The organism is Bradyrhizobium sp. T-1 (genome assembly GCF_053592855.1).
Genome location: NZ_CM132115.1, coordinates 637,522 through 661,968, shown reverse-complemented (window position 1 = coordinate 661,968; position 24,447 = coordinate 637,522). Strand labels below are relative to the sequence as shown.

Annotated in this window: 22 protein-coding genes; 9 read left to right on the top strand and 13 right to left on the bottom strand. The window is 64.3% G+C overall.

All coding sequences use genetic code 11. The features are described from left to right. Positions 1-89: 89 nt before the first annotated feature. Positions 90-1,310 (bottom strand): citrate/2-methylcitrate synthase, encoded by a 1,221-nt coding sequence (locus ACWAT4_RS03120; RefSeq protein WP_212303543.1) that lies wholly within the window; start codon positions 1,308-1,310, stop codon positions 90-92. 83 nt (positions 1,311-1,393) lie between these two features. Here ACWAT4_RS03120 and ACWAT4_RS03115 point away from each other — a divergent pair, with 83 nt between their 5' ends. After that, positions 1,394-2,488, top strand: a complete 1,095-nt coding sequence (locus ACWAT4_RS03115) for a citrate synthase/methylcitrate synthase (RefSeq protein ID WP_212303544.1) — start codon at positions 1,394-1,396, stop codon at positions 2,486-2,488. 174 nt (positions 2,489-2,662) lie between these two features. Here ACWAT4_RS03115 and ACWAT4_RS03110 read toward each other — a convergent pair whose 3' ends face one another. Beyond that, on the bottom strand, positions 2,663-3,295 hold the full coding sequence (locus ACWAT4_RS03110; protein WP_212427811.1) for a J domain-containing protein: 633 nt from the start codon (positions 3,293-3,295) through the stop codon (positions 2,663-2,665). Between the two features lie 157 nt (positions 3,296-3,452). Between ACWAT4_RS03110 and ACWAT4_RS03105 the strand changes: the two genes are divergently transcribed. Next, a complete protein-coding gene (locus ACWAT4_RS03105) occupies positions 3,453-3,722 on the top strand; it encodes a BolA family protein (protein ID WP_449731331.1) in 270 nt (89 codons plus the stop codon). A gap of 114 nt (positions 3,723-3,836) precedes the next feature. Here ACWAT4_RS03105 and ACWAT4_RS03100 read toward each other — a convergent pair whose 3' ends face one another. Genes ACWAT4_RS03100 through ACWAT4_RS03090 form a run of 3 tightly spaced genes read right to left on the bottom strand, consistent with a single transcriptional unit; the run spans position 3,837 to position 6,942 of the window. Further along, complete coding sequence (locus ACWAT4_RS03100; RefSeq protein ID WP_212303546.1) at positions 3,837-5,141, bottom strand: HlyC/CorC family transporter; 1,305 nt, start codon at positions 5,139-5,141, stop codon at positions 3,837-3,839. A 29-nt stretch (positions 5,142-5,170) separates the two neighbouring features. Beyond that, a complete protein-coding gene (gene aroB, locus ACWAT4_RS03095) occupies positions 5,171-6,319 on the bottom strand; it encodes a 3-dehydroquinate synthase (protein ID WP_212303547.1) in 1,149 nt (382 codons plus the stop codon). Then, positions 6,316-6,942: a shikimate kinase gene (locus ACWAT4_RS03090; protein ID WP_212303548.1), complete on the bottom strand. Its 627-nt coding sequence runs from the start codon at positions 6,940-6,942 to the stop codon at positions 6,316-6,318. Before ACWAT4_RS03090 ends, aroB begins: the two co-directional genes overlap by 4 nt. Positions 6,943-7,100: 158 nt before the next feature. Here ACWAT4_RS03090 and ACWAT4_RS03085 point away from each other — a divergent pair, with 158 nt between their 5' ends. The 4 genes from ACWAT4_RS03085 to ACWAT4_RS03070 all read left to right on the top strand — a co-directional run bounded on the left by ACWAT4_RS03085 (position 7,101) and on the right by ACWAT4_RS03070 (position 11,284). Continuing rightward, positions 7,101-7,247, top strand: a complete 147-nt coding sequence (locus ACWAT4_RS03085; RefSeq protein ID WP_035669499.1) for a hypothetical protein — start codon at positions 7,101-7,103, stop codon at positions 7,245-7,247. Between the two features lie 17 nt (positions 7,248-7,264). Then, on the top strand, positions 7,265-8,245 hold the full coding sequence (gene xerD, locus ACWAT4_RS03080) for a site-specific tyrosine recombinase XerD (RefSeq protein WP_449729781.1): 981 nt from the start codon (positions 7,265-7,267) through the stop codon (positions 8,243-8,245). Positions 8,246-8,424: 179 nt separating this feature from the next. Continuing rightward, complete coding sequence (locus ACWAT4_RS03075; RefSeq protein ID WP_449729780.1) at positions 8,425-9,387, top strand: acetyl-CoA carboxylase carboxyltransferase subunit alpha; 963 nt, start codon at positions 8,425-8,427, stop codon at positions 9,385-9,387. A 388-nt stretch (positions 9,388-9,775) separates the two neighbouring features. After that, positions 9,776-11,284, top strand: coding sequence for a L,D-transpeptidase family protein (locus ACWAT4_RS03070; protein WP_449729779.1), 1,509 nt, complete (start codon positions 9,776-9,778; stop codon positions 11,282-11,284). Positions 11,285-11,311: 27 nt separating this feature from the next. On the opposite strand, the gene ACWAT4_RS03065 is transcribed toward ACWAT4_RS03070, so the two are convergent. From ACWAT4_RS03065 to ACWAT4_RS03035, 7 genes are all read right to left on the bottom strand, one after another. After that, positions 11,312-12,007 (bottom strand): branched-chain amino acid ABC transporter ATP-binding protein, encoded by a 696-nt coding sequence (locus tag ACWAT4_RS03065; RefSeq protein WP_212303552.1) that lies wholly within the window; start codon positions 12,005-12,007, stop codon positions 11,312-11,314. After that, positions 12,000-12,734: an ABC transporter ATP-binding protein gene (locus ACWAT4_RS03060; RefSeq protein WP_449729778.1), complete on the bottom strand. Its 735-nt coding sequence runs from the start codon at positions 12,732-12,734 to the stop codon at positions 12,000-12,002. The genes ACWAT4_RS03065 and ACWAT4_RS03060 overlap by 8 nt, the downstream gene beginning before the upstream one ends. Next, complete coding sequence (locus ACWAT4_RS03055) at positions 12,721-13,812, bottom strand: branched-chain amino acid ABC transporter permease (protein WP_449729777.1); 1,092 nt, start codon at positions 13,810-13,812, stop codon at positions 12,721-12,723. Before ACWAT4_RS03055 ends, ACWAT4_RS03060 begins: the two co-directional genes overlap by 14 nt. Positions 13,813-13,874: 62 nt before the next feature. Further along, positions 13,875-15,089 carry a substrate-binding protein gene (locus ACWAT4_RS03050; protein WP_212303555.1) on the bottom strand — a complete coding sequence of 405 codons (1,215 nt, stop codon included), beginning with the start codon at positions 15,087-15,089 and terminating at the stop codon, positions 13,875-13,877. Between the two features lie 4 nt (positions 15,090-15,093). Then, positions 15,094-15,951, bottom strand: a complete 858-nt coding sequence (locus tag ACWAT4_RS03045) for a branched-chain amino acid ABC transporter permease (protein WP_212427818.1) — start codon at positions 15,949-15,951, stop codon at positions 15,094-15,096. Positions 15,952-16,083: 132 nt separating this feature from the next. Continuing rightward, positions 16,084-17,598: an amidase gene (locus ACWAT4_RS03040; protein WP_212303557.1), complete on the bottom strand. Its 1,515-nt coding sequence runs from the start codon at positions 17,596-17,598 to the stop codon at positions 16,084-16,086. 151 nt (positions 17,599-17,749) lie between these two features. After that, entirely contained in the window at positions 17,750-18,934 is a 1,185-nt protein-coding gene (locus ACWAT4_RS03035; RefSeq protein WP_449729776.1) for a substrate-binding domain-containing protein, read from the bottom strand. 179 nt (positions 18,935-19,113) lie between these two features. Here ACWAT4_RS03035 and ACWAT4_RS03030 point away from each other — a divergent pair, with 179 nt between their 5' ends. Beyond that, positions 19,114-19,548, top strand: a complete 435-nt coding sequence (locus ACWAT4_RS03030) for a MarR family winged helix-turn-helix transcriptional regulator (RefSeq protein WP_057747431.1) — start codon at positions 19,114-19,116, stop codon at positions 19,546-19,548. A gap of 276 nt (positions 19,549-19,824) precedes the next feature. Further along, positions 19,825-20,160 carry a GYD domain-containing protein gene (locus ACWAT4_RS03025; protein WP_449729775.1) on the top strand — a complete coding sequence of 112 codons (336 nt, stop codon included), beginning with the start codon at positions 19,825-19,827 and terminating at the stop codon, positions 20,158-20,160. A gap of 84 nt (positions 20,161-20,244) precedes the next feature. On the opposite strand, the gene secA is transcribed toward ACWAT4_RS03025, so the two are convergent. After that, entirely contained in the window at positions 20,245-23,085 is a 2,841-nt protein-coding gene (secA, locus tag ACWAT4_RS03020; protein ID WP_449729774.1) for a preprotein translocase subunit SecA, read from the bottom strand. Positions 23,086-23,437: 352 nt separating this feature from the next. Here secA and ACWAT4_RS03015 point away from each other — a divergent pair, with 352 nt between their 5' ends. Further along, positions 23,438-24,358, top strand: coding sequence for a peptidylprolyl isomerase (locus tag ACWAT4_RS03015; protein WP_212303561.1), 921 nt, complete (start codon positions 23,438-23,440; stop codon positions 24,356-24,358). The last annotated feature ends 89 nt before the right edge of the window (positions 24,359-24,447 follow it).

Genomic DNA, 24,447 nt, shown 5'->3' with positions numbered 1-24,447 from the left:
ATTCGTCGCTCGGCATTGCGACCGTGCACCATCGATAGAATCCGCGGTGGGTGCTGGTCTTCGCCAGGACGACGGTGGAGAGATTTGCGCTAGCCAGCAGCTCCCGTCCTCCTTCCCGGTGCCGGTCCCACATATCTTGCCCTTGGCCGGATCAGCTTGCCGAACTGCAATTGCTCGCTCGCATGCGCGATCCAGCCGACGCTGCGGGCCATGGCGAACAGCGCGAGCTCGCTACCGGCGGGCAGGCGCAGCGCGTGGACGAGCACGGCGAGCACATAGTCGATATTGACGAACTCGCCGGTCGCTTCCGCAATTCGCTCGGGCACCTCTTTCGTGAATTTGCGCGGTGCGCCGGCGCGCGCCAATGCGTTCAGCAGCGATTGCGCACGGGGATCGCCGCGCTTGTAGACGCCGTGGCCAAAGCCCGGAAAGCGCTCGCCGAGCGCAACGCGCTCACGCACCATCGGCTCGACGTCGCGGTCGACCAGTGTCTTGACGAGCTGCGAGGCCAGCACGCCGGCGCCGCCATGCTTCGGACCCTTCAGCGCGGCGAGGCCCGCGATGACGGCATCATAGAGACTGAGACCGGTCGAGGCCGCGCAGCGCGCCGTGAAGGTCGAGGCGTTCAATTCGTGGTCGGCCAGCAGCACCAGCGCGCGGCGGATGAGATCGGGCGCGTGCTTGTTGTCGCCTGCCCAGGCGCGCGCGATCTGCTGATGCAACGGCTCGGATGACGGCTCGGAATTTAGCATCGTGGCAACAAGGAGACGGACGATGCGTCCGCCGACCATCGCGCGGCCATCGGGCGCGCGGGTGAAGGCGCGGGAATCCGCGCTGGTCGCGAGCGCGAGCACCGCGATGGCGCGGTCGATCGGAGCTGCGCGGCGCGCAGCGTCCGCTATCGCACGCATCTCGTCGGACATTTTCGGCTGGTTGTCAGGAGCGAAGGGATCGACGTCGGAGACGTCCCAGAGCAGCGTTGCGGTGTGCTCCAGCGTGTCGTTCTCGGCGAGATCGACACAGTTGACGCCGCGGTAGATCGCGCCCTCCTCGGTGATGGTCGAGATCTCCGTGTCCATGACGGGCAGATCGGCATCGAAGCTGCGCAGGCCGCGCGGTTCCGGAGACGGCACCCGCCGCTCCTTCAGGGCGCGGACGTCCTCGGCCCGATAGCGATTCTTGCGCGAGTCCGGCGTCGGCTCGGAGCGGATCAGGCCCCGGCTGACATAGGCGTAGAGCGTGGCCGGCGAGATCGCGAGCTCGGCGGCGGCTTCCCGGGCGGAGAGATAGAGGCCTTCCGAATTATTCATATTGATTTACGTAATCAAGATTGATCAATCTGTCGAGAGGCCTGATTTTCCCTCGGTGCAGTGCAAAAAGGGAGATTCGGGCCATGAATATCCACCTCACCAAAAGCCAGATCGGGCTGGACGGCGTTCCCGCGGCCGAAACCGTGCTGAGCCATGTCGACGGCGAGCGCGGCGAGCTGATCATTGCCGGCGAGCATGTCGGGACCCTCGCCGCAAAATCGAGCTTTGAGGGCGTCACCGCCCGGCTCTGGAATGGCGCCAGCAAGACCACCCTCAGCGAAGCCAATGTGCGGGCGAGCCTGGGCGCGGCGCGCGAGCGCGCCTTCGCGCGGCTCTCCGTGCTGCTGCCGGCAACCCAGGGCATGGGCATCATCGACGGGTTTCGTGCGGCGGTCGCAGGGCTTCGCGCCGAGCATGGACTGGAGCACGAGGCAACCATCGTCGGCGCGTTTCCGGTGATCGCCGGCGCGCTGGTCCGGCGCGCAAAGGGGCTCGACCCGATCGCGCCCGATCCGACCGTGAGCCATGCCGCCGATACGCTGCGCATGCTGCACGGACGCGCGCCCGCCGCGCGGGAGGTCACCGCGCTCGATGCCTATCTCGTCACCGCCAGCGACCACGGCATGAACGCCTCGACCTTCACCGCGCGCGTGGTGGCCTCGACGCAGGCCGATCTGTTCGCCGCCGTCACCGCCGGCTATTGCGCGCTCACCGGTCCGCTGCATGGCGGCGCGCCGGAGCCGGTGCTGGAAATGCTGGATGCAATCGGCTCGCGCGAGCGGATCCAGCCCTGGGTGGATGCGGCGCTGGCGCGCGGCGAGCGAATGATGGGTTTCGGTCACCGTGTCTATCGCGTCCGCGATCCGCGCGCCGACGTCCTCAAGACCGCAGTCGAGGCGCTCGCCTCCAACGGCACCGACCTGCCGTTTGCCGGCGAGGTCGAGGCCTATATCCGTGCAGCTCTGCGCAAGAAGAATCCGGACCGGCCGCTGGAGACCAATGTGGAGTTTTTCACCGCGATCCTGCTCGATGCGCTGGCGATCCCGAGGCAGGCGTTCACGCCGATCTTCGCCGTCGCCCGCGCCGCCGGATGGACCGCGCATGCGCGCGAGCAGCAGCGGACCGGGCGGTTGATCCGGCCGAGTTCGTCCTATGTGGGAGCGATGCCGAAGGCGTGAGGCGCGGACGTCTCCGCGAGTTCGGTATCGTGTAGGGTGGGCAAAGGCGCATTTGCGCCGTGCCCACCATCGCGCCGAAATTGCAAAGAAAGTCGTGGGCACGCTTCGCTTTGCCCATCCTACGATACTGTCGTCGCGGCGAAAGCCTGGACGACACTCAACAATGCTGCGAGGCTACGCCTCCCGCACCACCGTCTTCAGATAATTATACGCCTTGATGATCTCGATCAGGCGATCCTCGGTGGAGCGGTCGCCGCCATTGGCGTCGGGATGGTGCTGCTTCACCAGCGCCTTGTACTTGGCCTTGACGTCCGCGAGCGTGGAATTCGGGCCGAGGCCCATCACCTGCAGCGCCTTGCGCTCGGCGTTCATGACCTTGCGCGTTTCGGCCTTGGGCTCGGCCTCCGGGCCCTTCCGCCAGCTGGCGCGGCCGTTGATCTCGGAGAACATGCTGAACGGATCGGACGCCATGTCGATCTCGGCTTCCGCACCCTTCTTGCCGCCGTTGGCGCCCATCTTCCAGGTCGGGCGGTGGCCGGTCAGCGCATCCTTCTGATAGCGCGCGACGGCATCGGCATTCATGCCGGAGAAGAAATTGTAGTTCTGGTTGTACTCGCGCACGTGATCGAGGCAGAAGTGCCAGTACTCGCGCTGGTTATCGCGCCCCTTCGGCGCGCGATGTGCGCCCTTGTTCTGACACCCGGCCCACTCGCAGGCGACCACAGTGTCGCGCGGCTTCACCTCGGGCTGCTTGCCCCGCGGCTTCACGCGGATGGAATCGAAGAACTTTGATGAATCGATCGGCATGGCTGACTTTGACTACGCAATGCAAAAACCTTCAAGTCTTGACATTGCAATTAGCTGAGAACCCGTAGCCGAAGTTTCACTTCGGCGTTTTTCAGAACGGCCGCCAGAGGCGGCCTATGGTGTTGACGGAGTGCGATCGCGTCCCTTAATGGCACTCATGGTTATGAAAGATACTATCAGCAACAAGTTGCGGGAAGCTTTCACGCCGGAAAGCCTGCAGGTCGTCGACGAGTCACATCTGCATGAGGGCCACGCCGGCCATCGGCCGGGCGGCGAGACGCACTTCCGTGTTTATATCGTGTCTCAAGCCTTCAAAGGGAAGAGCCGGGTCGACCGTCACCGCATGATAAATGCAGCGCTGGCCGCGGAACTTTCCGGAAGCGTGCATGCGCTGGCGATCCACGCGCAGGCGCCGGGGGAAAATTAGCACCGTCATCCCGGGGTGGCTCGAAGAGCCGAACCCGGAATCTAGAGATTCTCAGGTGCGCAACTGCGCACCGGAGTTTGATGCTTCGCATCGAATGACGGTGAGGACTTCGAGCTAGAACGACGTTCCGGCTCTTCTCGGCTTCGCTTCCTCCATTTCCGCATCGCGCGGCACCGGTGAAATACGGAGCGCGGTGATACGGTTGCGCTCGCGGCGGAGGACACGGAAGCGGAAGCCGTGGAACGTAAAGCTCTGGCCCCGGTCGGGGATCGAGCGCGCCTCGTGAATGACGAGCCCGGCGACCGTGGTGGCCTCTCCATCCGGAAGGCGCCAATCCATGGCGCGGTTGAGGTCGCGGATCGGCACCGAGCCGTCGACCACGACGGAGCCGTCGGGCTGGGCGCGCACGCCGGCGACCACGACGTCGTGCTCGTCGGAGATGTCGCCGACGATCTCCTCCAGAATGTCTTCCAGCGTCACCAGACCTTCAACTTCGCCGTACTCGTCGACGACCAGCGCGAAATGGGTTTTTCGCCGGCGGAACGCCTTCAGCTGTTCGGACACCGGGCGCATCTCCGGCACGAACCAGGGCGGCAGCGCGATGGTGGAGACGTCGATGCGCGAGGTGTCGCCGTCGGACGCGCGGATTGCGCGCAGGAGATCCTTGGCGTGGAGCACGCCGATGATGTTTTCCGGCTTCTCGCGCCAGAGCGGGATGCGGGTGTATTCGGTCGCCAGCACCTCGCGCACCAACTCCTCCGGCGGCAGATCGGCGTTGATCATCATCATTTCGGTGCGATGGATCATGACGTCGGAGACCTGGAGCTCGCGCAAATCGAGCAGGCCGCCGAGCATGTCGCGGTCCTGCTTCTCGAACTTGCCCTCGTGATGCAAGAGGTCGACCGCGCCGCGCAGGCGTTCGGTCGGCGACAGGATCGCCTGGTGCTCGCCGGCGAGGCCGAAGCCGCGCATCAACAGGCGCACGATGACTTCCACCACCCGCAGCAGCGGTCCCAGTACGTACATCGTCAGCCGCATCGGACGCGCGACCGCGAGCGCCATCCGATCAGGCGCGTTGATGGCGATGGTCTTGGGCAGCACTTCGGCGAAAATGACGACCAGCGCCGTCATCACGCCGGTGGCATAGAGCACGCCGACATCACCGAACCACGCCGTGAAGATGGAGGTTGCGAGCGCGGATGCGCTGATATTGGCGATGTTGTTGCCGAGCAGCAGCGCGCCGATCAGGCGCTCGCGCATGTCGAGCAACTGCGAGACCACGTCGGCGTCGCGGTTACCCTGTTTGGACAGCCGCAACATGCTGGCGCGCGACGCGCCGGTCAGCGCCGTCTCGCTCGCGGCGAAGAAGCCCGATACGAGCAGACAGATGATGACGATGGTGAAGCCGAGCCAATCCATGAGACTCTCAACAGAAGTTCAGCCGCGCATCAAGCCTGCTGCGCGAGCTTCTCTTTCAGGAAGTCGCGCACGGGCGCCGGCTCGACATCCTTGGCGATGACGGCGCGCCCCACGGCCTCCAGCAGGATGAAGGTGAGCTTGCCGCGCTTGACCTTCTTGTCCTGCGCCATCAGCGCCATCAGCGCGTCGGCATCGGCAAGGCCCTCCTGCGCGAAACCGGCGATGTCCTGCAGACGCGTCGGAAGTCCGGCTTCAATGAGGTGACGCTCGACGCGGGTTGCATCGGCCTCGCCGATCATGCCGAGCCTGGCCGAAAACTGCGCCGCCAGCGTCATGCCGATCGCGACGCCCTCGCCGTGAAACAGGCGGTCGGAGAAACCGGTCGCGGCTTCCAGCGCGTGACCAAAGGTGTGGCCGAGATTGAGCAGCGCGCGCTCGCCGGTCTCGCGCTCGTCGCGCGAGACGACGCCGGCCTTGGCCCGGCAGGAGGTCGCGATGGCATGCTCGCGCGCGGAGCCGCCCTTGAAGATATCCGCGTGGTTCTTTTCCAGCCAGGCGAAGAAGGCCTCGTCGCCGAGCACACCGTATTTGGCTACCTCGGCATAGCCGGCACGGAACTGCCGCGGCGACAGCGTGTCGAGCACGGCGGTATCGGCAACGACCAGCACGGGCTGATGGAAGGCGCCGAGCAGATTTTTTCCCTGCGGCGAGTTGATGCCGGTCTTGCCGCCGACGCTAGAATCGACCTGCGCCAGCAGCGAGGTCGGCACCTGCACGAAATCGACGCCACGGCGCAGGATCGCCGCGGCAAACCCGGCGAGATCGCCGACCACGCCGCCGCCGAGCGCGATGACGAGATCGTTGCGCTCGATCTTTGCAGCGATCAGGGCTTCGCTGACCTTTTCCAGGCCGGCGTAGGTTTTCGAGATCTCGCCTTCCTCGACCACGATGCGCGATGTTGGAATGCCGGCGGCCGCAAGCGAGGCTTCCGTCGGCTCGAGCCAGTATCTTGCCACGGTGCGGTCGGTGACGATGGCGGTGCGCACGCCCGGGCGCAAAGCGGCAACGCGCTCGCCCAGCGAGGCCAGCACGCCGCGGCCGATGACGATGTCATAGGCGCGATTTTCCAGCGCGACATCGACGTTCACAGGGTCGGAATGTTTCATGGGCGCAGTCATCGAGCGGCACTCGCAACGTCGGCAGGAGGTTGGGCGGCCGGCTCGCCGCAGAGATGCGCGTGCAGCGTCGCGATGGTCTCGTCGACGATTTTGTCGTGCGGCACATCGCGCGAGGCGATGGTGAGGTCGGCCTTGCCATAGATCGGCTCACGCTCGGTGAGAAGCCGCGTGACGGTACCTTCGGGATCGGCGGTCTGGAGCAAAGGGCGGTCGGCGCGACGGCGCACGCGGCGCATGATGACGTCGTGGTCCGCCCTGAGCCAGATCGAAACCGCCTTCGCCGCAATGCGGGTCCGCGTCTCCTCGCGCATGAAGGCGCCGCCGCCGGTCGCCAGCACGATCGGCCCGCCTTCAAGCAGGCGTGCGATCACGCGGGCCTCGCCGTCGCGGAAATAGGGCTCGCCATGGGTCGCAAAGATTTCCGGAATGGTCATGCCGGCGTGGGCCACCTCGATTTCGACATCGGCGTCGAAAAAACGCAGGCCAAGCCGCGCCGCCAGCCTCCGGCCGATGGTCGACTTGCCGACGCCCATCATGCCGACCAGCACGATCGAACGCGCCCCCAGCGCCGACAGGATGTCGGCCTCAGGGCTCGCTTGTGCTGGCAACACGGCGTCGGACATTGGATCTTGCTCTGGATCTCGCTCAATTGGCCGCCAAAGGCGGCATCCCGGCCACCTATACGACCCCCTCGAAGCCCTCGCCAGAGGACTCTTGCCACGAAACGGCGAACATGTTGGATGATTTCATTGGTTAATTCGGCCGTTCGAGACCTTGCCCGATGCCCAGCCTGTTCCGCTTCCTGACGGTCGTCGCCGTGATCGCCGGCATCGTCTATGGCGTCGTGTTCGCGCTGGCCAATTTCGTCAATCCGAAGCCGCGAGAAATGACCGTGACGATCCCGCCGGATAAATTTCTCAAGAAATAGGAGCTAGCCTCCGGGGCATGCGCAAACCCTCCGCCAGCAAGCCTTCCGACGCCAAGCTGACCGGCCTGTTCCTCGACATGCTCGCAGCCGAACAGGGCGCCGGGCCCAATACGCTCGATGCCTATCGCCGTGATCTCACCGATTTCTCCGAGTTTCTCGGCCGCACCGGCCATGGCTTTACTGACGCCGAAACCCAGACGCTGCGCGACTATCTTGCCGACCTCGATGCGCGCGGCTTCAAATCCTCCAGTGTGGCGCGGCGGCTGTCGGCGATGCGACACCTGTTCCGCTTCCTGCTGAACGAGCGCATCCGGACCGAGGATCCCGCGGCGATCCTATCCGGCCCCAAGCGCGGCCGGGGCCTGCCGAAGGTGCTGTCGATATCGGATGTCGACCGCATGCTCCGCCGCGCCAAGGAGATGAGCGAGGCGATGGACGCTTCGCCGTCACAGCGGCTGCGCGCATTGCGGCTCTATTGCCTGCTCGAGGTGCTCTATGCCACGGGCCTGCGCGTTTCCGAGCTGGTGTCGCTGCCGCGCTCGGCCGCCAAGCGCGACGCCCGCATGATCGTGGTGCGCGGCAAGGGCGACAAGGAACGTCTGGTGCCGCTCAACGAGGCCTCGCGCCAGGCGATGGAGGACTATCTCGCGGCGACGGAGGCGGCCAAGGAAAACAACAAGGGCGAGAAGAAGGGCAGCCTCGCCGCCTCGAAATGGCTGTTTCCCTCCTTCGGCGAGAGCGGGCACCTGACGCGGCAGCATTTCGCCCGCGACCTCAAGGAGCTCGCGGTCGCCTCGGGGCTTCAGGCCCGCCTGGTCTCTCCACACGTGCTGCGGCATGCCTTCGCCAGCCACCTCCTGCACAACGGCGCCGATTTGCGCATCGTGCAGACCCTGCTCGGCCACACCGACATCTCGACCACCCAGATCTATACCCATGTGGTCGAGGAGCGGCTGAAGAGCCTGGTGCGCGACCTGCACCCGCTGGCGGAGAAGTAGCTGGAGGGGTGAACTAACCGCCTTGACTTCGGCCACATCTCCGCAGAAAGAGCCGTGGCCTCATTCGTGATTTGCCGCGCTCCCGCGAACGCACAGGTCAACCCCTTGAAGAAGCTACACTTCTTTACCTGAAGCCAACCTCGCTTCGCCTCGTCGTCCCGTCCCCCTATATTGAGTTGATGCCAGATCAGATGCGCAGCTATCTCGACTTCGAAAAGCCCGTCGCCGAGCTCGACTCCAAGGTCGACGAGCTCAGGACGCTTGCGGCCTCCGGCACCGACATCGCCGAAGAGATCGGACGGATCGAGGACAAGGCGGCGCAGGCGCTGGCCGACCTCTATCTCAACCTGACGCCGTGGCAGAAGACGCTGGTCGCGCGGCACCCGCAGCGGCCGCATTTCAACGACTTCATCAACGGCCTGATCACCGAATTCACCCCGCTCGCCGGCGACCGCAAGTTCGGCGAGGACGAGGCGCTGGTCGCAGGCTTCGGCCGTTTCCGCGGCGAAGCCATCTGCGTGATGGGCCAGGAAAAGGGCGATTCCACCGAGAGCCGGATCAAGCACAATTTCGGCATGGCGCGGCCCGAGGGCTACCGCAAATGCGTGCGGCTGATGGAGATGGCCGAGCGGTTCGGCCTTCCCGTGCTGTCGCTGGCCGATTCCGCCGGCGCCTATCCCGGCATCGGCGCCGAGGAGCGCGGCCAGGCGGAAGCCATTGCGCGCTCGACCGATGCCTGCATGGCGCTGACCGTGCCGAACGTCGCCATCATCACCGGCGAGGGCATGTCGGGCGGCGCCATCGCGATCACCACCGCCAACAAGGTCTTGATGCTGGAGCACGCGATCTACAGCGTGATCTCGCCCGAGGCCGCCTCCTCCATCCTCTGGCGTGACGGCAGCAAGGCGCAGGAAGCCGCCAACAACATGAAGATCACCGCCCAGGACATGCTCCGCTTCGGGGTGATCGACCAGATCCTGAAGGAGCCGGTCGGCGGCGCCCACCGCGATCCCGCCGCCATGATCGCCACCACGGGCGACGCCATCGCCAAGGCCTTCGACGAACTCCGCGGCTTGGACGGCGACGCCATCCGCAAGCAGCGCCGGCAGAAATTCCTCGATATCGGCCGGAAACTGGGCTGATTCTGTTCATTTCCTGTCATTCCGGGGCGCCCGAACGGCGAACCCGGAATCTCGAGGTTCCGGGTCTGGTCCTTCGGACCATCCCGGAACGACGCACCGGTAACCCCGTATTAACCCTTTTTTTGCCCAAATCGGCGATCTCAGTACTGGTTCGACTGCAAAGTCCAAGTTCCGGCCCAGTTTAAGTCTCTGTTGACCACGCCGTCTCGCCAACGGGCTCGTGATCCCCGGTCGGGTTGCGACCCCAAGGTGCGGAGGTTAGAATTTTAATCAATGGCTTCAGGGCATAAGCGCTGGGGCTTGGTCTGAGAAAGTCCGGTTCTCCGGTCAGGCCATGCCCGAGAGATTGGGGTTCGCGCTCCTTGCCCGGCACGTTGTGGGGTCCATCTTGAATTCTCGTTCGCTTGCTCGCGCGCTCTTGGCTTCGGTTGCGCTTGCCGTCAGCGTTGTGCTGGCCGGCTGCGATACCGATCAGGTGTCGCTGGCGACCAACGCCAAGGCCAACCAGCCGGTCTCGCCGAAGCTCGTCGCCGCGATGGGCGAGAAGGACATGGATCTGCAGTCGCCGATCCTGATCCGCCTGTTCAAGCAGGAGGCCGAGCTCGAGATCTGGAAGCAGACCCGCAGCGGCCAGTTCGCGCTGCTCAAGACCTATCCGATCTGCCGCTGGTCGGGCGATTTGGGTCCGAAGGTGCGCGAAGGCGACCGCCAGGCGCCGGAAGGATTCTACTCGATCAACCCGAGCCAGATGAATCCGCAATCGGCTTATTACCTCTCGTTCAACACCGGCTTCCCCAACGCGTTCGACAAGGCGCTTGGCCGCACCGGCTCGCAGCTGATGGTGCACGGCGATTGCTCCTCGCGCGGCTGCTACGCCATGACCGACGAGCAGATCGCGGAGATCTATTCGCTGGGGCGCGAGTCCTTCTTCGGCGGCCAGAAGGCGTTCCAGTTCCAGGCGTATCCGTTCCGGATGACGCCGGTGAACATGGCCAAGCACCGCAACAATCCGAACATGGCCTTCTGGAAGATGATCAAGGAAGGCTATGATCATTTCGAGGTGACGCGGCAGGAGCCGAAGGTCGACTTCTGCGAGAAGAAGTACGTGTTCGATGCGGCACGCGCGCCTGATGCGAAGCGCGATCCCGTGTTCGACGCCTCGGCCAAGTGCCCGGCCTATATCGTCCCCGAGGACGTCGCCAGCGCCGTGCGCGAGAAGGAGCAGCGCGACGAGGCCGAGTACAGCAAGCTGGTCGCCAAGGGCACGCCGGTGGCGCGCATGAACACCGGCATCGACGGCGGCATGAACAAGATCTTCGCCGCCAAGATTCCGGAGGGCTCGACCGGCCTGTCGGAAGGCGCCGAAGGCAACACGCTGCAGATGCTGGCGATGTCGAAGGCGCCGGGCACGATCCCCGGCACCGTCAATCCGCCGAAGCCGAACCTCGAGCCGACCGCAACCGCCTCGCAGGCAGAGCCGGTCGTCGCCGTCAGCGCGCCCGCGACCAACACCCGCGTCGCCTCGGCGCAGCCTGCCGAGAAGTCGGGCTTCTTCTCGAACCTTGGCCGCAAGATGGGATTCGGCACCGCCGACACGACGGCGACAACGCCGCCGCCGCAAGCGACCGCATCGGTGGCCCCCGCCGCGACGCCGCCTACCGCAGCATCCAGGCTGAAGGCGGCCGTGACGCGCTTCGTGCCCGGCCACCACGATACCGCGAAGGACAAGCCGGCCGTCGCCGCAAAACCCGCCGAGCCTGCGAAGCCCGCCGAGACCAAGGTCGCGGCGACGCGCCCCCCGCTGAAGCCGTCGGTGCAAGATGGCGCGCAAATGGCCGGCGCAGCGCCGGTGGTGTCGTCGAACTCGTTCGACAGCCGCTTTGGCGCGGTGAAGTAACGGGCGGCGTTTCGCTCGCCCGCCCATCTACGGCGCCAGATACCGCATCAGCTCCGGATTGCCCCTCACCTCGCCCGCCTCGCCTTGCAGCGCGACGCGGCCGCGATCCAGCACGTAGGCGTAATCGGCGACGCGCAGCGCGAGGTCGAGGTGCTGCTCGACGATGATGACGGCGATGGTCTTGGCAAGCTCGATCAGACGCTCGGTGATCTCCTCGATCACGCCGATCCAAACGCCTTCGGTCGGCTCGTCCAGCAGCAGCAGCTTGGGGTCGCCGAGCATGGCGCGGCCGATGGCGAGCATCTTGCGCTCGCCGCCGGAGAGCGTGCCGGCGGGCTGGTCGAGGCGCTGACCGAGTTTCGGGAAGATGGCCAGCACGCGGTCGACGGCGGTGGCATCCTTGTTGAAGAGCGAGCCGACCGCGAGATTGTCGCGCACCGACAGGCGCGCGAACACCGAATGCTCCTGCGGCACGTAGCCGATGCCGGCGCGGACGCGCTCCTCGGGCCGGCGGCGGCTGATGTCGCGGCCGTCGAAGCCGACCTCGCCCTTCCATGCCGGCAGCTCGCCGACGATGGTCTTCATCAGCGTGGTCTTGCCCGCGCCGTTGCGCCCGAGCACGGCGACGCCGCCACGCCAGGGGATGCCGAGATTGACGTCGAACAGGACCTGGCTGCGGCCGTAGCCGGCGTCGAGATGCTTGATGTCCAAAAATTCAGGCACGGCGCAGATAGATCTCCTGGACGGATGTATTGGCCTGGATCTCGGACACGGTGCCTGATGCCAGCACCTTGCCCTGGTCGAGCACGGTCAACCGATCGCAGATGTCGCGGATGAAATCGAGATCGTGCTCGACGATGACGAGAGAGCAATGTTCTTTGATCGGCTGCAGCAGTTCGCCGGTGACGCGGCGCTCCTCCAGGCTCATGCCGCCGGTCGGCTCGTCGAGCAGCAACAGCTTCGGCTTGCCCGCAAGCGCCATCGCGATCTCCAGCCATTGCTGCTGGCCGTGCGACAGCGCGGCCGCCGCATCGAACGCGCGGTTCGCAAGACGGAATTGCGTCAGCATGGTCATGACCTGATCGTGCAGGAGCCTGCGCGTGCGCGAGAGCACGAGATCGAGCAGCGAGGATTGCGCCTGCAGCGCGAGCAGGATGTTGTCGTAGAGCGTCAGCGACGGCAGCACGCTCGTGATCTGGAATTTCAGGCTCATGCCGGCCCGCGCGCGCTCGGTCGGCGTGAAGGCGGTGATGTCGGTGTTGACGAAGGAGACCCTGCCCTGCGTCGGCACCTCGGCGCCGGCGATGCACTTCATCAGCGTGCTCTTGCCGGAGCCGTTCGGGCCGATCAGGCCGTGAAACTCGTTTTCGCCGACGGTGAGCGCGGCGCAGTCGAGGGCGGTGAGCTTGCCGAAGATCTTCGAGATGCCCGCGGCTTCAAGGAGCGGCATTTTGCTTTTCCTTGATCTTGGCACCGAAGCTGCCGACCCGCTCGCGCTCGCCGAGGACGAAACTGATCAGGCCGAGCGGGCGGAACAGGATCACGAGCAGAAGCAATACTCCCAGAATGATCGGCCAGATGTCGCGATAATTGTCCGACAGCCAGAAGCTGACGCCTTCGACGATGACGGTGCCTATGACGGCCCCGATCAGCGTGCCGGAGCCGCCGAACAGAACGTAGAGCACCACTTGCGTCGAGACCACGACGCCGACCATGTTGGGCCACACAAAGCCCTCGTGGAACGCGTAGAGGCTGCCGGCAAGACCTGCAATGGCGCCGCCAATCGCGAAGATGATCGCCTTGAGGTGCTGCGCCTTGTAGCCGAAGAAGGCGATGCGCTGCTCGTTCTCGCGCAGGCCTGCGAGCGCGAGGCCAAACTGCGAGCGCACCAGGAAGCGGCAGAGCAGATAGACGACGACGAGAATGCCGAGCACGAGATAATAGAACCCCGGCCCTTCCGAGAATTCGTAGCCGCCGAGCGTCATCGGCGCGATCGAGGGAATGCCGTTCTGACCGCCGAGATAGTACCAGCCGCGCGCGAGGCGATCGGCGGCGTAGGAGCCGGTCAAGGTGCCGAGCGACACAAAGATCACGCCGGAGGGATGCCGGCCCAGCAGCAAGAAGCCGCCGAGCAGCAGCGCGAAGGTGAGGCCGATCAGCGTGCCCGCCGGCAACACCAGAAAGATGTTGGTGATGTCCAGGTCGCGCGCGAGCAGCGCGACGCCATAGCCGGCCGAGCCGAAGAACAGGGCCTGGCCGAAGCTCATGATGCCGGCATAGCCCCAGACCAGATCGAACGACAGCGCGAACAGCGCAAGAATGATCACGCGCGTCGCGAACACCGTGAGGTAGTCTTGCAGCACCAGCGGCGCGATGAGCGCGGCGACAAGCACCACGCCCTCCACGATCGGCAGGACTCTTCGTGCCGACGATCGCTCGGCCGTTGCGCTCTCGGCGACCGAAACGTCCGTCTCACCCCCGACGTCGGCGTGGACGGCCTGTCTAGCTGCACCCATGGATTTCAGCATTCCGAATTAAGCACCTTGTGGCGGTCTCTTCACCTCTCCCCAGCGGGGAGAGGTGAAGGAAGTTAGCATTCCTTGGGATCGACCAGGCCCTCGCTGCGCGCGACGATCTCGTAGTTCCCGGCCTTGGCGACTGCGGTATACATCTTCATCTTGCAGTGCCGCTTGCCCGGCACCATCTCGGCCGGTCCGCCCGGACCTTCGGCGATCTTGGCATGGTCGAGCGCGGCGGCGACCGACTCGCGGTCGATCTTGCCGGCTTCCTTGACGGCGGCTTCCCACAGCTTCAGGCCGCGATAGGTGCCGGTCGCCGCGCTGCCGGCCGCGAACAGGAAGTTGCCCGGAAAATCCTTTTCGTAAGCCGCCTGAAGTTTCGCGTCGAACGGACTTTCCTTGGTCAGCACCTTGAAGTAGTCGAGGCAGCTCGCAAGTCCCTCGATCTCGTTGGCCTGATTGATGTTGAGCGTGTTCTCGTCATAGTAGACACAGGCGAGACGCCCGCCGTTCTTGAGGAAGCCCGCTTCATAGAGCTGCTTGAAGAACGGGCCGACGCCGGGCGGAATGACGGTGTTGAAGACGACGTCGACCTTGTTGGAGATGATGCGGTTGACGGTCGCGGAGAAGTCGATCTGGTCGAGCGGATAGTATTCTTCGAACACGACCTCACCGCCGTTGGATTCGATCACCTTGCGGGCATAGACATTGAGCGTGTGCGGCCAGACGTAGTTGGCGCTCGGCAACGCGAACTTCTTGCCGCCGTTCTTGATCAGCCACGGGATGAACTCGTCGCATTGCTGCGCCGGCGTCGGCCCGGTGCAGAACAAATAGGGCGTGCACTCCTTGCCCTCATAGAGCTGCGGATAGATGTAGAGCGTCTTGCCGCGCGCCACGATCGGATCCTTGATCGCGTTGCGCATCGACGAGGTGATACCACCCAGCACCATGTCGACCTTGTCGCGCTGGATCAACTTGCGCACGTTGCCGACGGCCACCGATTCGTTCGACGCGGTGTCCTCGATATAGAGCTCGAGCGGACGGCCGAGCAGGCCGCCCGCGGCATTGATCTCCTTGATCACCATCTTGGCGACATTGGCGTCGGCATTGCCGGCATAGGCGATGGGGCCGGTGAGGTCGGTCGCGATACCGACCTTGATCGGAGCTTCGGCCGCGTTGGCCCAGGGCGCCGGGATCACCCAGCTGCCGACGCCGGTCGCGACCGCGCCGGAGGCGAAGGCAAAATTGGACAGAAAACGGCGGCGTGAGAGCTGACGATCGAACATGTGATTAAACCCCTCTTCCAGCGATGAGGCCCTGCGGCCGGAATTTGATGAAGGCAATGGCGAGAACGAAGACGAGGACATCGGCGACCACGGGCGCCATGACCCAGGGCAGCGCGGCGCTGAGCGTGCCGATCACGCCAGCGCCGGCGACGGGGCCGATAAAGGAGCCGACACCGCCGACCATGACGGCGACAAAGCCCTGGATCAGGAAGCGGATGCCGAGATCGGCGTAGAGGCTGAACACCGGCACGATCAGCGCGCCGGCAAGCCCGGCGAGCGCAGACCCGAAGGCAAAGGTGGCGCCGTACATCAGAGGCGTGGAAATGCCGGAGGCCCGCGCCAGCGACGGATTCTCCAGCGTGGCGCGCATGCGCAAGCCAAAGCTGGTGCGCGACAGCAGAAGGTAGCAGCCGGCCATCACCAGGATCGTGATGACGATGATGGTGAAGCGCCACGCCGAAATGTGCATGGTACCGAGGTCGATCGAGCCGCCGATCGGCTCGGGCACGGTGAGATAGAAGCCGCCGATCAGCCCGCGAACGGATTCGCGGATGATCAGGCCGAGCGCGTAAGTGCCAAGCATCGCCACGATCGGCGCGGCGTAGAAGCGGCGAATGATCAGCGCTTCCAACACGAAGCCGAGTGCGCCAACCACAAACGGCGCCGCGACCATGCCGGCCCAGATGGGCAGGCCCTTGGCGTAGGCAAGATAGGTGACGTAGGCCCCGAGCAGGACGAACTCACCCTGCGCGAAGTTGAAGATCCCCATCATGCTGGCGATGATCCCGAGCCCCAGCACGATCAGGACGATGATCGCGCCAAAGCTCAGGATCTCAAATGCCGCGACGAACGCGTTAGCCATGCGCCAGAGCCTTTCCGGCTCCGATGAAATCGGAACCGGGCTCCTTGCATTGACGCGTTTTCTTGACGCGATCCGGTGTCCACGTCACTCGAAAACGCTCTGGTACCCCGCCCGTCTGCATCACCACCCCGCTCACATCTTCTTCCAGTCGCCGATCTGCTCGAAGGCATGCGCGGCGCGATAGATGGTGGATTCCTCGAACATGCGGCCGACCAGCATCAAGCCGACCGGCAGGCCGTCGACCATGCCGCAGGGCAGCGACATTGCGGGATGATGGGTGATGTCGAACGGCGCCGTGTTGGAGATCATCTCCAGCGCACGAGCGACATAGTCCTCACGGCTGGCATTGGGCTCCGGCAGCTTGGTCGCCTTCATCGGCGTCGTCGGCATCAGCAGCAGATCATAATCCCTGAACGCCTTGTCGTAGGCCGCGGTCAGCCGTCGCGAGATGTTGAGCGCCTTGCCGTAGAAGCGTGGGCCGAAATTGTTGTTGATGTAGGTGCCGAGCATCATGAACAACTTCGTGGTCTCGGAGAGCGAGTCCGCTTGCCGGCGCCAGCCGCGATGAAAATCCATCAGTGAGGTCGAATAAAGATCGCCGCGGCTGAGCCCGTAGCCGTCGCCGAACATCATGGTCTGGGTCAGCCCCTCGGTGCCGATGGGGGTCCAGATCGCGCCGCCCAGCAGGTGCATCGGGATCGACACCGTCTCCACGCTGGCGCCGAGATCCTTGAAGCGCTTCGCCGCCTCGCGCACGCTTTCGTTCACCGCAGCCTCTGCGCCGGGCTGCTCGAAGCCTTCCTTCAAGATGCCGATCTTCATGCCCTTGACGCCCTGCCCGAGCGCCTTGGTGTATTCCTCCACCTTCGGCGCCTTGATGCGGGGATCGTAACCGTCGTCGCCGGCGAGCACTTCGAGCAGCAGTGCGTTGTCGGCGACCGTCGCGGTCATCGGGCCGGTATGGTCGACGTAGATCTCGATCGGCATGATCCCGGTATAGGGCACGAGGCCCCAGGTCGGTTTCATGCCGTAGATGCCGCAGAACGAGGACGGCATGCGGATCGAGCCGCCCTGATCGCCGCCGATCGCCATGTCGACTTCACCGAGCGCAACCACGACGCCCGAACCTGACGATGAGCCGCCGGCCGAGTAGCCCATCTTGTGCGGATTGTGCACCGGCCCGTAGGAGCCGGTGTGACTGCCGCCGGACAGGCAGAAGTGCTCGCAATGCACCTTGCCGGCGATCTCGGCGCCGGCATCCAACATGCGCGTGACGATGGTGGCGTCGAAATCGGGCACATAGCCTTCCAGCGTCGACGAGCCGTTGGTCATGGGTACGCCGGCCAGCATGATGTTGTCCTTCAGGGCGACCGTCTTGCCCTTGAGCTTGCCGCTGGCAGCACCCTTCACGGTCGATTTGCGATACCAGGCATTGCGAGGGTTCTCTTCCGCAGACGGCCGATAGCCGGGTGTGCGCGGGTACTTCACCTCCGGAACCTCGTCGGGCATCGCGGCGACCAGATTGTAAGCCTCGATCGAGCCCTGCATCAGGCCGCGGAACGAAGCGACGTCATCGTCGGTCAGCGCGAGGCCGCACTGCTCGGCGACGCTGCGAAGTTGGGCTGGCGTGGGAAGGACAACTGTCACGGCGCTCTCCTGAAGCTTCTTGAAACGAATGTTGGGCGCGACCGCCCCGGCGCGACGCACCACCGGCCTCGCTGAAACATTCAAAACGGAAATATTTTCCTTTTCAAGTATTATTTTGCGCTTGGCGCGCCTCGCGAAATGCCCGCGCGAGTCAGATCGGCTTGATCAGCTTGAAGTCGAGGCCATCGGCTTCGGCGAGATGCATCGGCATCCGCGCGCGCCCATCACGAACGGTGACCGTTCCGCGAGCGCCGCTGTAGACGATGTTGCGGCCGGCTGCGAGCATCGGCCCCATCGCCAATGTGCCGGCCTTGTTGGCAACCGCTTCGAGGAAACGCATGCCTTCGTAGCTGGACTGGCCAACCGAGCCGATCGGCGGTGCATTCGGTCCGAACATCGTGCGATAGCGGCTCTGGAAGTCGTCATTGGCCCGCGCGCCGGTGCCGGTGAAATAGCCGGAGGCGCAGAACATGTTCTCGCTGTTGTCGGCGCCGATGCCGAGCAGCACAGTGTCGTCCATGGCGCCGGCAAGCCGCAGCGTGGTGGCAGCCAAGCCGCATTCGCCGAAGGCGCGATTGAAGGTGCTGCTGTCGGTGCCGATCAGCGAGATCAGCACCACGTCAGGCCGCGCGGCGCGGATGCGCGCCAGGTGCGGCTCATGGTTGTCCTCGCCGAGGGGAACGAACTCCTCGCCGACGACGTGTCCGCCGGTTTCCTTGATGTAGTTCTTCACGGCACGGTGCGACTGCCAGGGCCAGACGTAATCGCTGCCGATCAGGTACCAGCGCTGCGCTTTCTTCACGTCGGCCAGCCAGTGGATCGACGGCCGGCTCTGCCAGCGTGGCGTTTCGCCGATCGCCATCACGCCCGGCGTGCGCTCGCCGCCCTCATAGACCGGGGTGTAGATGTAGGGGATGCGATGGCGCGTGGTGATATCGCGCAGGGCAACGCGGACCGCGCTAGTGTGCAAGCCCAGGATCAGATCGACCTCGTCGAAGGCAATCGCCTGCTCCGCGCGGCTCAGGACCTCCTCGAGCGGCCCACCAGCGTCATAGACGGAAAATTCGATCTCGCGGCCGAGGATACCGCCGCGCTTGTTGATCTCGGCGACCGCGAGCTGCGCGCTGTTGGTGGCGCAGGGCCCCCAGATCCCGGGCGAACCGGTGCAGCAGATGAAGCCCCCGACGCGCAACTTGTTCGGGCCACGACGCCTGAGAAAGGCCTGATCGGCAGGCGACAGCGCGCCATCAGCCGCCGATGACGACAGATTCCTGAACAGCAGGGACGGCGGCAACGCCAGACCGCCGTGAGCCGGGAAGTTTACCGTCGCGCGCACGCCAACTCCTGTCTGGCACCAGACCTGAAAGCACATTGAGCAGGCGGCCGCGGCATCCGCCCTTTTGTTGGGCAATGATCCTATTTTGAAAATATTGAATATTCAACAATTGAAGAGCATATAGATGCAGCATTGATTGCAAGACATTCACTCATTTGGGTCAAGACGAAGCCTTAGCCGTGGCAAAATCGAACGCTCCCATCACCGAACACCTCGCCTACCTGCTCGCGCAAGCCAACCGGGAGATCAACCGGCAACTCGAACTGCGGTTGAGCAAGGAGGGAGTTCCCGTCGAGCAATGGCGAATCCTGAAGGTGCTGTCGGACGGCGACGGCCATTCGATGGGCGAGCTTGCGGATGCGGTGCTGCTCAACCATCCGACGCTGACCAAGATGATCGACCGCATGGTCTCCGACACGCTGGTCTATCGCGTGCAGGACCCCAACGACCGCCGCAAGGTGCTGATGTTCATCTCCGACCGCGGCAAGGTGCTGTGCAAGAAGCTCAACTCGCTCGCAGTCGATCAGGAGGAACACATCCTGGAAAGCTACGGCGACAAGTCGACGAGCGAATTGAAGCGGCTGCTGGAGAGCTTGATCGACAGCTCGAATTGAGACGACATCGCGCGACGGAGCGTGCGTCCGGCGAGTCGACAGCGGCGCAATTTCAATTGGCCTTTCGGGCCCCTTCCAGACGACAGCCGGCTGATATAAAGTTGCCTTCAGCCGCCATGGGGCAGTGCCGAAGGCCCGGAACATTGTTAGCGGCGATTTGCCCACGGCGGGGCTTGCAATCCTTCATCGATGATTTTTGAGCCGACGCTTTTTCATCGCGTCGGAAGGACAGCATACATTCCAGTCATCCCTCGCTCCTCGAGAGGAGAAGTCATTATGCATTTCTGTATGACAGGACAGTACACGCCAAAATCGCTCAACAGCATCATGGAGAATCCCAAGACCAATCGCTACGAGGCGGCCAAGGCTCTGATCGAAGCTGCAGGCGGCAAACTGATTTCAATGTACAGCACGGCTGCCGAAGGGCCCGGCGTGCTGGTCGTCTTCGACGTGCCCGACCCCAGTGCCGCACCGGCGATATCCGGCACCGTGGTGGCGTCTGGCGCCATCCACCATGTGAACCTCATGCGTCTGTGGACGCAGGATGAAATCACCAAGGTCCGGCAAATGGCGAGCGAGTTGCGGGGCAAGTATCGGCCGCCCGGCAGCTAGAGCCGCACATGCAGTCTTAGGGGGACGCAACGGATGCCCCGGCTCAATCAAGCTGGGGCATCGCGCCGAGACAAGCGTTCGCCGTTAGGCGTACCGCCCGTGGCAGTGCTTGAACTTCTTGCCGCTGCCGCAAGGGCAATCCTCGTTGCGGCCGACCTTGCCCCAGCTGGCGGGGTTCTTCGGATCGCGCAGCGCGGCGTCGGTGGCCTGCGGGGCCAGCGAAACATTGGCGACGGCCATTTCGTCTTCGCCGGTATCCGGATTGAGCTTGTGCGCTTCCATCTGCGGCAGCACAGGAGCTTCCTGCTCCGGCGGGACGATCTCGACCCGCATCAGCTGCGCGGTGACGGCCTCGCGCAAGTGAGCGCTCATCTCCTGGAAGAGGTTGAAGGCCTCGGTCTTGTACTCCTGCAAGGGATCGCGCTGGCCGTAACCGCGCAGGCCAATGACCTGACGCAAATGGTCGAGCATGATCAGGTGCTCGCGCCAAAGATGGTCGAGCGTCTGGAGCAGAATGGTCTTCTCGACGTAACGCATCACGTCGGGTCCCCATTGCCCGACCTTGGCGGCCATGTGCTCGTCGGCCTTGGTCTCGATGCGCTTGAGCAGCTCCTCGTCGGCGATGCCCTCTTCCTTGGCCCAGTCGTCGACTGGCAGGTCGAGATCGAGCACGCGCTTCAACTCGTCCTTTAGGCCGGCGACGTCCCACTGCTCGGCATAGGCATGCTCGGGCACGTGCTTGGCGACGAGATCGTCGATGAAGGCGTGGCGCATGTCGGTGACGGTCTCGGCAACGCTCTCGTCCTTCATCAGGTCGACGCGCTGGTCGAAGATCACCTTGCGCTGGTCGTTCTGGACGTTGTCGAACTTGAGCAGGTTCTTGCGGATGTCGAAGTTGCGGGCTTCGACCTTCTGCTGCGCCTTCTCGAGTGCCTTGTTGATCCAGGGATGGATGATCGCCTCGCCCTCTTGCAGGCCGAGACGCTGGAGCATGCTGTCGAGGCGATCCGAGCCGAAGATGCGCATCAGATCGTCTTCCAGCGACAGGAAGAATTTTGAGCGACCGGGGTCGCCCTGACGGCCGGAACGGCCGCGAAGCTGGTTGTCGATGCGGCGGGATTCATGCCGCTCGGAGCCGATGATGTAGAGGCCGCCCGGTTTCTTGACGGTCTTGGCCGGCTTGGAGCCCTTGGCCGGCTCGATCTCGACGGTCTCCTCGGCCTTCAGCACGATGTCGCGGAAATGCGCGATGTCGGCCTTGATCTGCTCGATCTTCCCGGCCTTCTCGGCCTCGTCCTCGATGCCGGCGGTCTCCTGCTGGAGGCGCATCTCGAGCGAGCCGCCGAGCTTGATGTCGGTACCGCGGCCGGCCATGTTGGTCGCGATCGTGATCGCACCGGGCACGCCAGCCTCGGCGACGATGTAAGCTTCCTGCTCGTGGAAGCGCGCGTTCAGCACCGCGAACAGCTTTGCCGGCTTGCCGGCGCGTGCAGCGGCATAGAGCTTGTCGAGCGCGTTCTCCTTGCCGAAGTCGATCTGCCTGTAGCCGTTCTGCTTCAGGAACTCGGCCAGAACTTCCGACTTTTCAATCGAAGCCGTACCCACCAGCACCGGCTGCAGCCGGGCGTTGGCCCGCTCGATCTCGGCGAGGATCGCCTGGTATTTTTCCTTCTGGGTCCGGTAGACCTCGTCGTCCTCGTCGAGACGCGCGATCGACAGATTGGTCGGGATCTCCACGACCTCGAGCTTGTAGATGTCGAACAGTTCGTCCGCTTCGGTCGCAGCCGTACCGGTCATGCCGGCGAGCTTCTCGTACATGCGGAAGTAGTTCTGGAAGGTGATCGAGGCCAGCGTCTGGTTCTCGGGCTGGACCTGGACGTGCTCCTTGGCCTCCAGCGCCTGGTGCAGGCCTTCCGAATAGCGGCGGCCCGGCATCATGCGTCCGGTGAACTCGTCGATGATCACGACCTCGTCGTCGCGGACGATGTAGTCCTTGTCGCGGGTGAACAGCGTGTGGGCGCGCAGCGCCTGATTGATGTGGTGCACGACGGAGACGTTCTCGACGTCGTAGAGCGACTCGCCCTTGAGCTGGCCGGCGTCGCGCAGCAGCGTCTCGATCTTTTCCATGCCGCCTTCGGTCAGCGTCACGGTGCGCTGCTTCTCGTCGACCTCGTAGTCGGCCTTGTCGAGCTTGGGCAGGAAGCCGTCGATGGTGTTGTAGAAGTCCGAGCGATCGTCGAGCGGGCCGGAGATGATCAGCGGCGTCCGCGCTTCGTCGATCAGGATGGAGTCGACTTCGTCGACGATGGCGAAGAAGTGCGGCCGCTGGACCATGTCCTCGAGCCGGTACTTCATGTTGTCGCGAAGATAGTCGAAGCCGTATTCGTTGTTGGTGCCGTAGGTGATGTCGCAGGCATAGGCGGCCTTGCGCTCGGCATCGTCGAGGCCGTGGACGATCACGCCCGTGGTCATGCCGAGGAAGCCGTAGATCTGGCCCATCCAGCCGGAGTCGCGGCGGGCGAGGTAATCGTTGACGGTGACGACGTGGACACCCTTGCCGGCGAGCGCGTTGAGGTAGACCGCGAGCGTCGCGACCAGCGTCTTGCCTTCACCGGTCTTCATCTCGGCGATGTCGCCTTCATGCAGCACCATGCCGCCGATCAGCTGGACGTCGAAATGGCGCTGGCCGAGCGTCCGCTTGGCGGCCTCGCGCACGGTGGCGAAGGCCGGCACCAGCAGGTCGTCCAGCGTCTTGCCCTCGGAGATCTGCTTCTTGAACTCGGCGGTGCGGGCCTTGAGCTCGTCGTCAGAGAGCTTGACGAGCTCCGGCTCCAGCGCGTTGATCGCGTTGATGCGGGACTGATATCCCTTCACCCGCCGGTCGTTGGCGGAGCCGAAAAACTTGCGGGCGAGCGCGCCGATCATGCCTAGTTCCTGTGTTCGCGATTTAACCGCGTTGCAGCCAAGAAGTTGTCACCCGCCGGCCTATCAACTCACCGTGACGCCTTATGGCGCCAGAGCCCGGACTGCGGGGGGTCATCCGCCATATGGGTGGGAATTGGGCTAGTCTGGGTTCAACGGCCAAAAACGCAGCAATATAAACGCCATCGCCATGGTCGCGACCGGGCAGAGATATGGCCCGGTCAGGGCCTTGTCAACGGCGGGCGCATTGCGGCTAATTCATCATTTTGACAGACTTTTCGCGTTGCCAAGCCCCTGTGATTGGGCGAGTGTCCGCCCCGCTCGAGCAGCCCCTGCTTCAACATAAGGATTTTCCATGACCACCTCGTTCCCGGTAACCACCGGCCAGCGTTTTCGCCATGCGTCCGCCCTGGCTGGCTCCCTGGCCCTGGCGCTGCTCCTGGCGTTCGCGGGCCCGCTCCGGGCGGCCGACGATCCCGTTCTGGCCAAGGTCAATGGCGCTGAAATCAAGAAGAGCGACGTCACCATGGCCGAGGAGGAGCTCGGACCGAGCCTCGCCCAGATGGATCCGGCGACCAAGGACGAGAACGTCCTGTCCTTCCTGATCGACATGAAGATCGTGGCCAAGGCCGCCGAGGACAAGAAGGTCGCCGACGGCGAGGAATTCAAGAAGCGGATGGCGTTCGCCCGCAACCGCCTGCTGATGGACAGCCTGCTGGCCCAAGAGGGCAAGGCGGCGACCACCGACGACGCCATGAAGAAGGTCTATGAGGAGGCCTCCAAGCAGATCACCGGTGAGCAGGAAGTGCGCGCCCGCCACATTCTGGTCGAGACCGAGGACGAGGCCAAGGCGGTGAAGGCCGAGCTCGACAAGGGCGCCGATTTCGCCGAGCTCGCCAAGAAGAAGTCCAAGGATCCGGGCTCCGCCGACGGCGGCGACCTCGGCTTCTTCACCAAGGAGCAGATGGTGCCGGAATTCTCGGCCGTCGCGTTCTCGCTGGAGCCGGGCAAGATCTCCGACCCCGTGAAGTCGCAGTTCGGCTGGCACGTCATCAAGGTCGAGGAAAAGCGCAACCGCAAGGCGCCTGATTTCGAGCAGGTCAAGGCCCAGATCGAGCAGTACGTCACTCGCAAGGCCCAGGCCGACTACGTCGCCAAGCTCCGCGCCGAGGCCAAGGTCGAGCGGACGGACCAGGCAGACGCGTCCAAGGACGCCAAGCCGGCCGACGCGGCGAAGCCCGCCGACAGCAAGATGGCGCCCCCGGCCAAGAAGTAAGAATTTGCTGTCACTTCGGTGACGTGAAGAGTATCTAAAGTTTCCTGATGCCCGGCCTCGTGCCGGGCATCTGCATATCCAGACCCCAC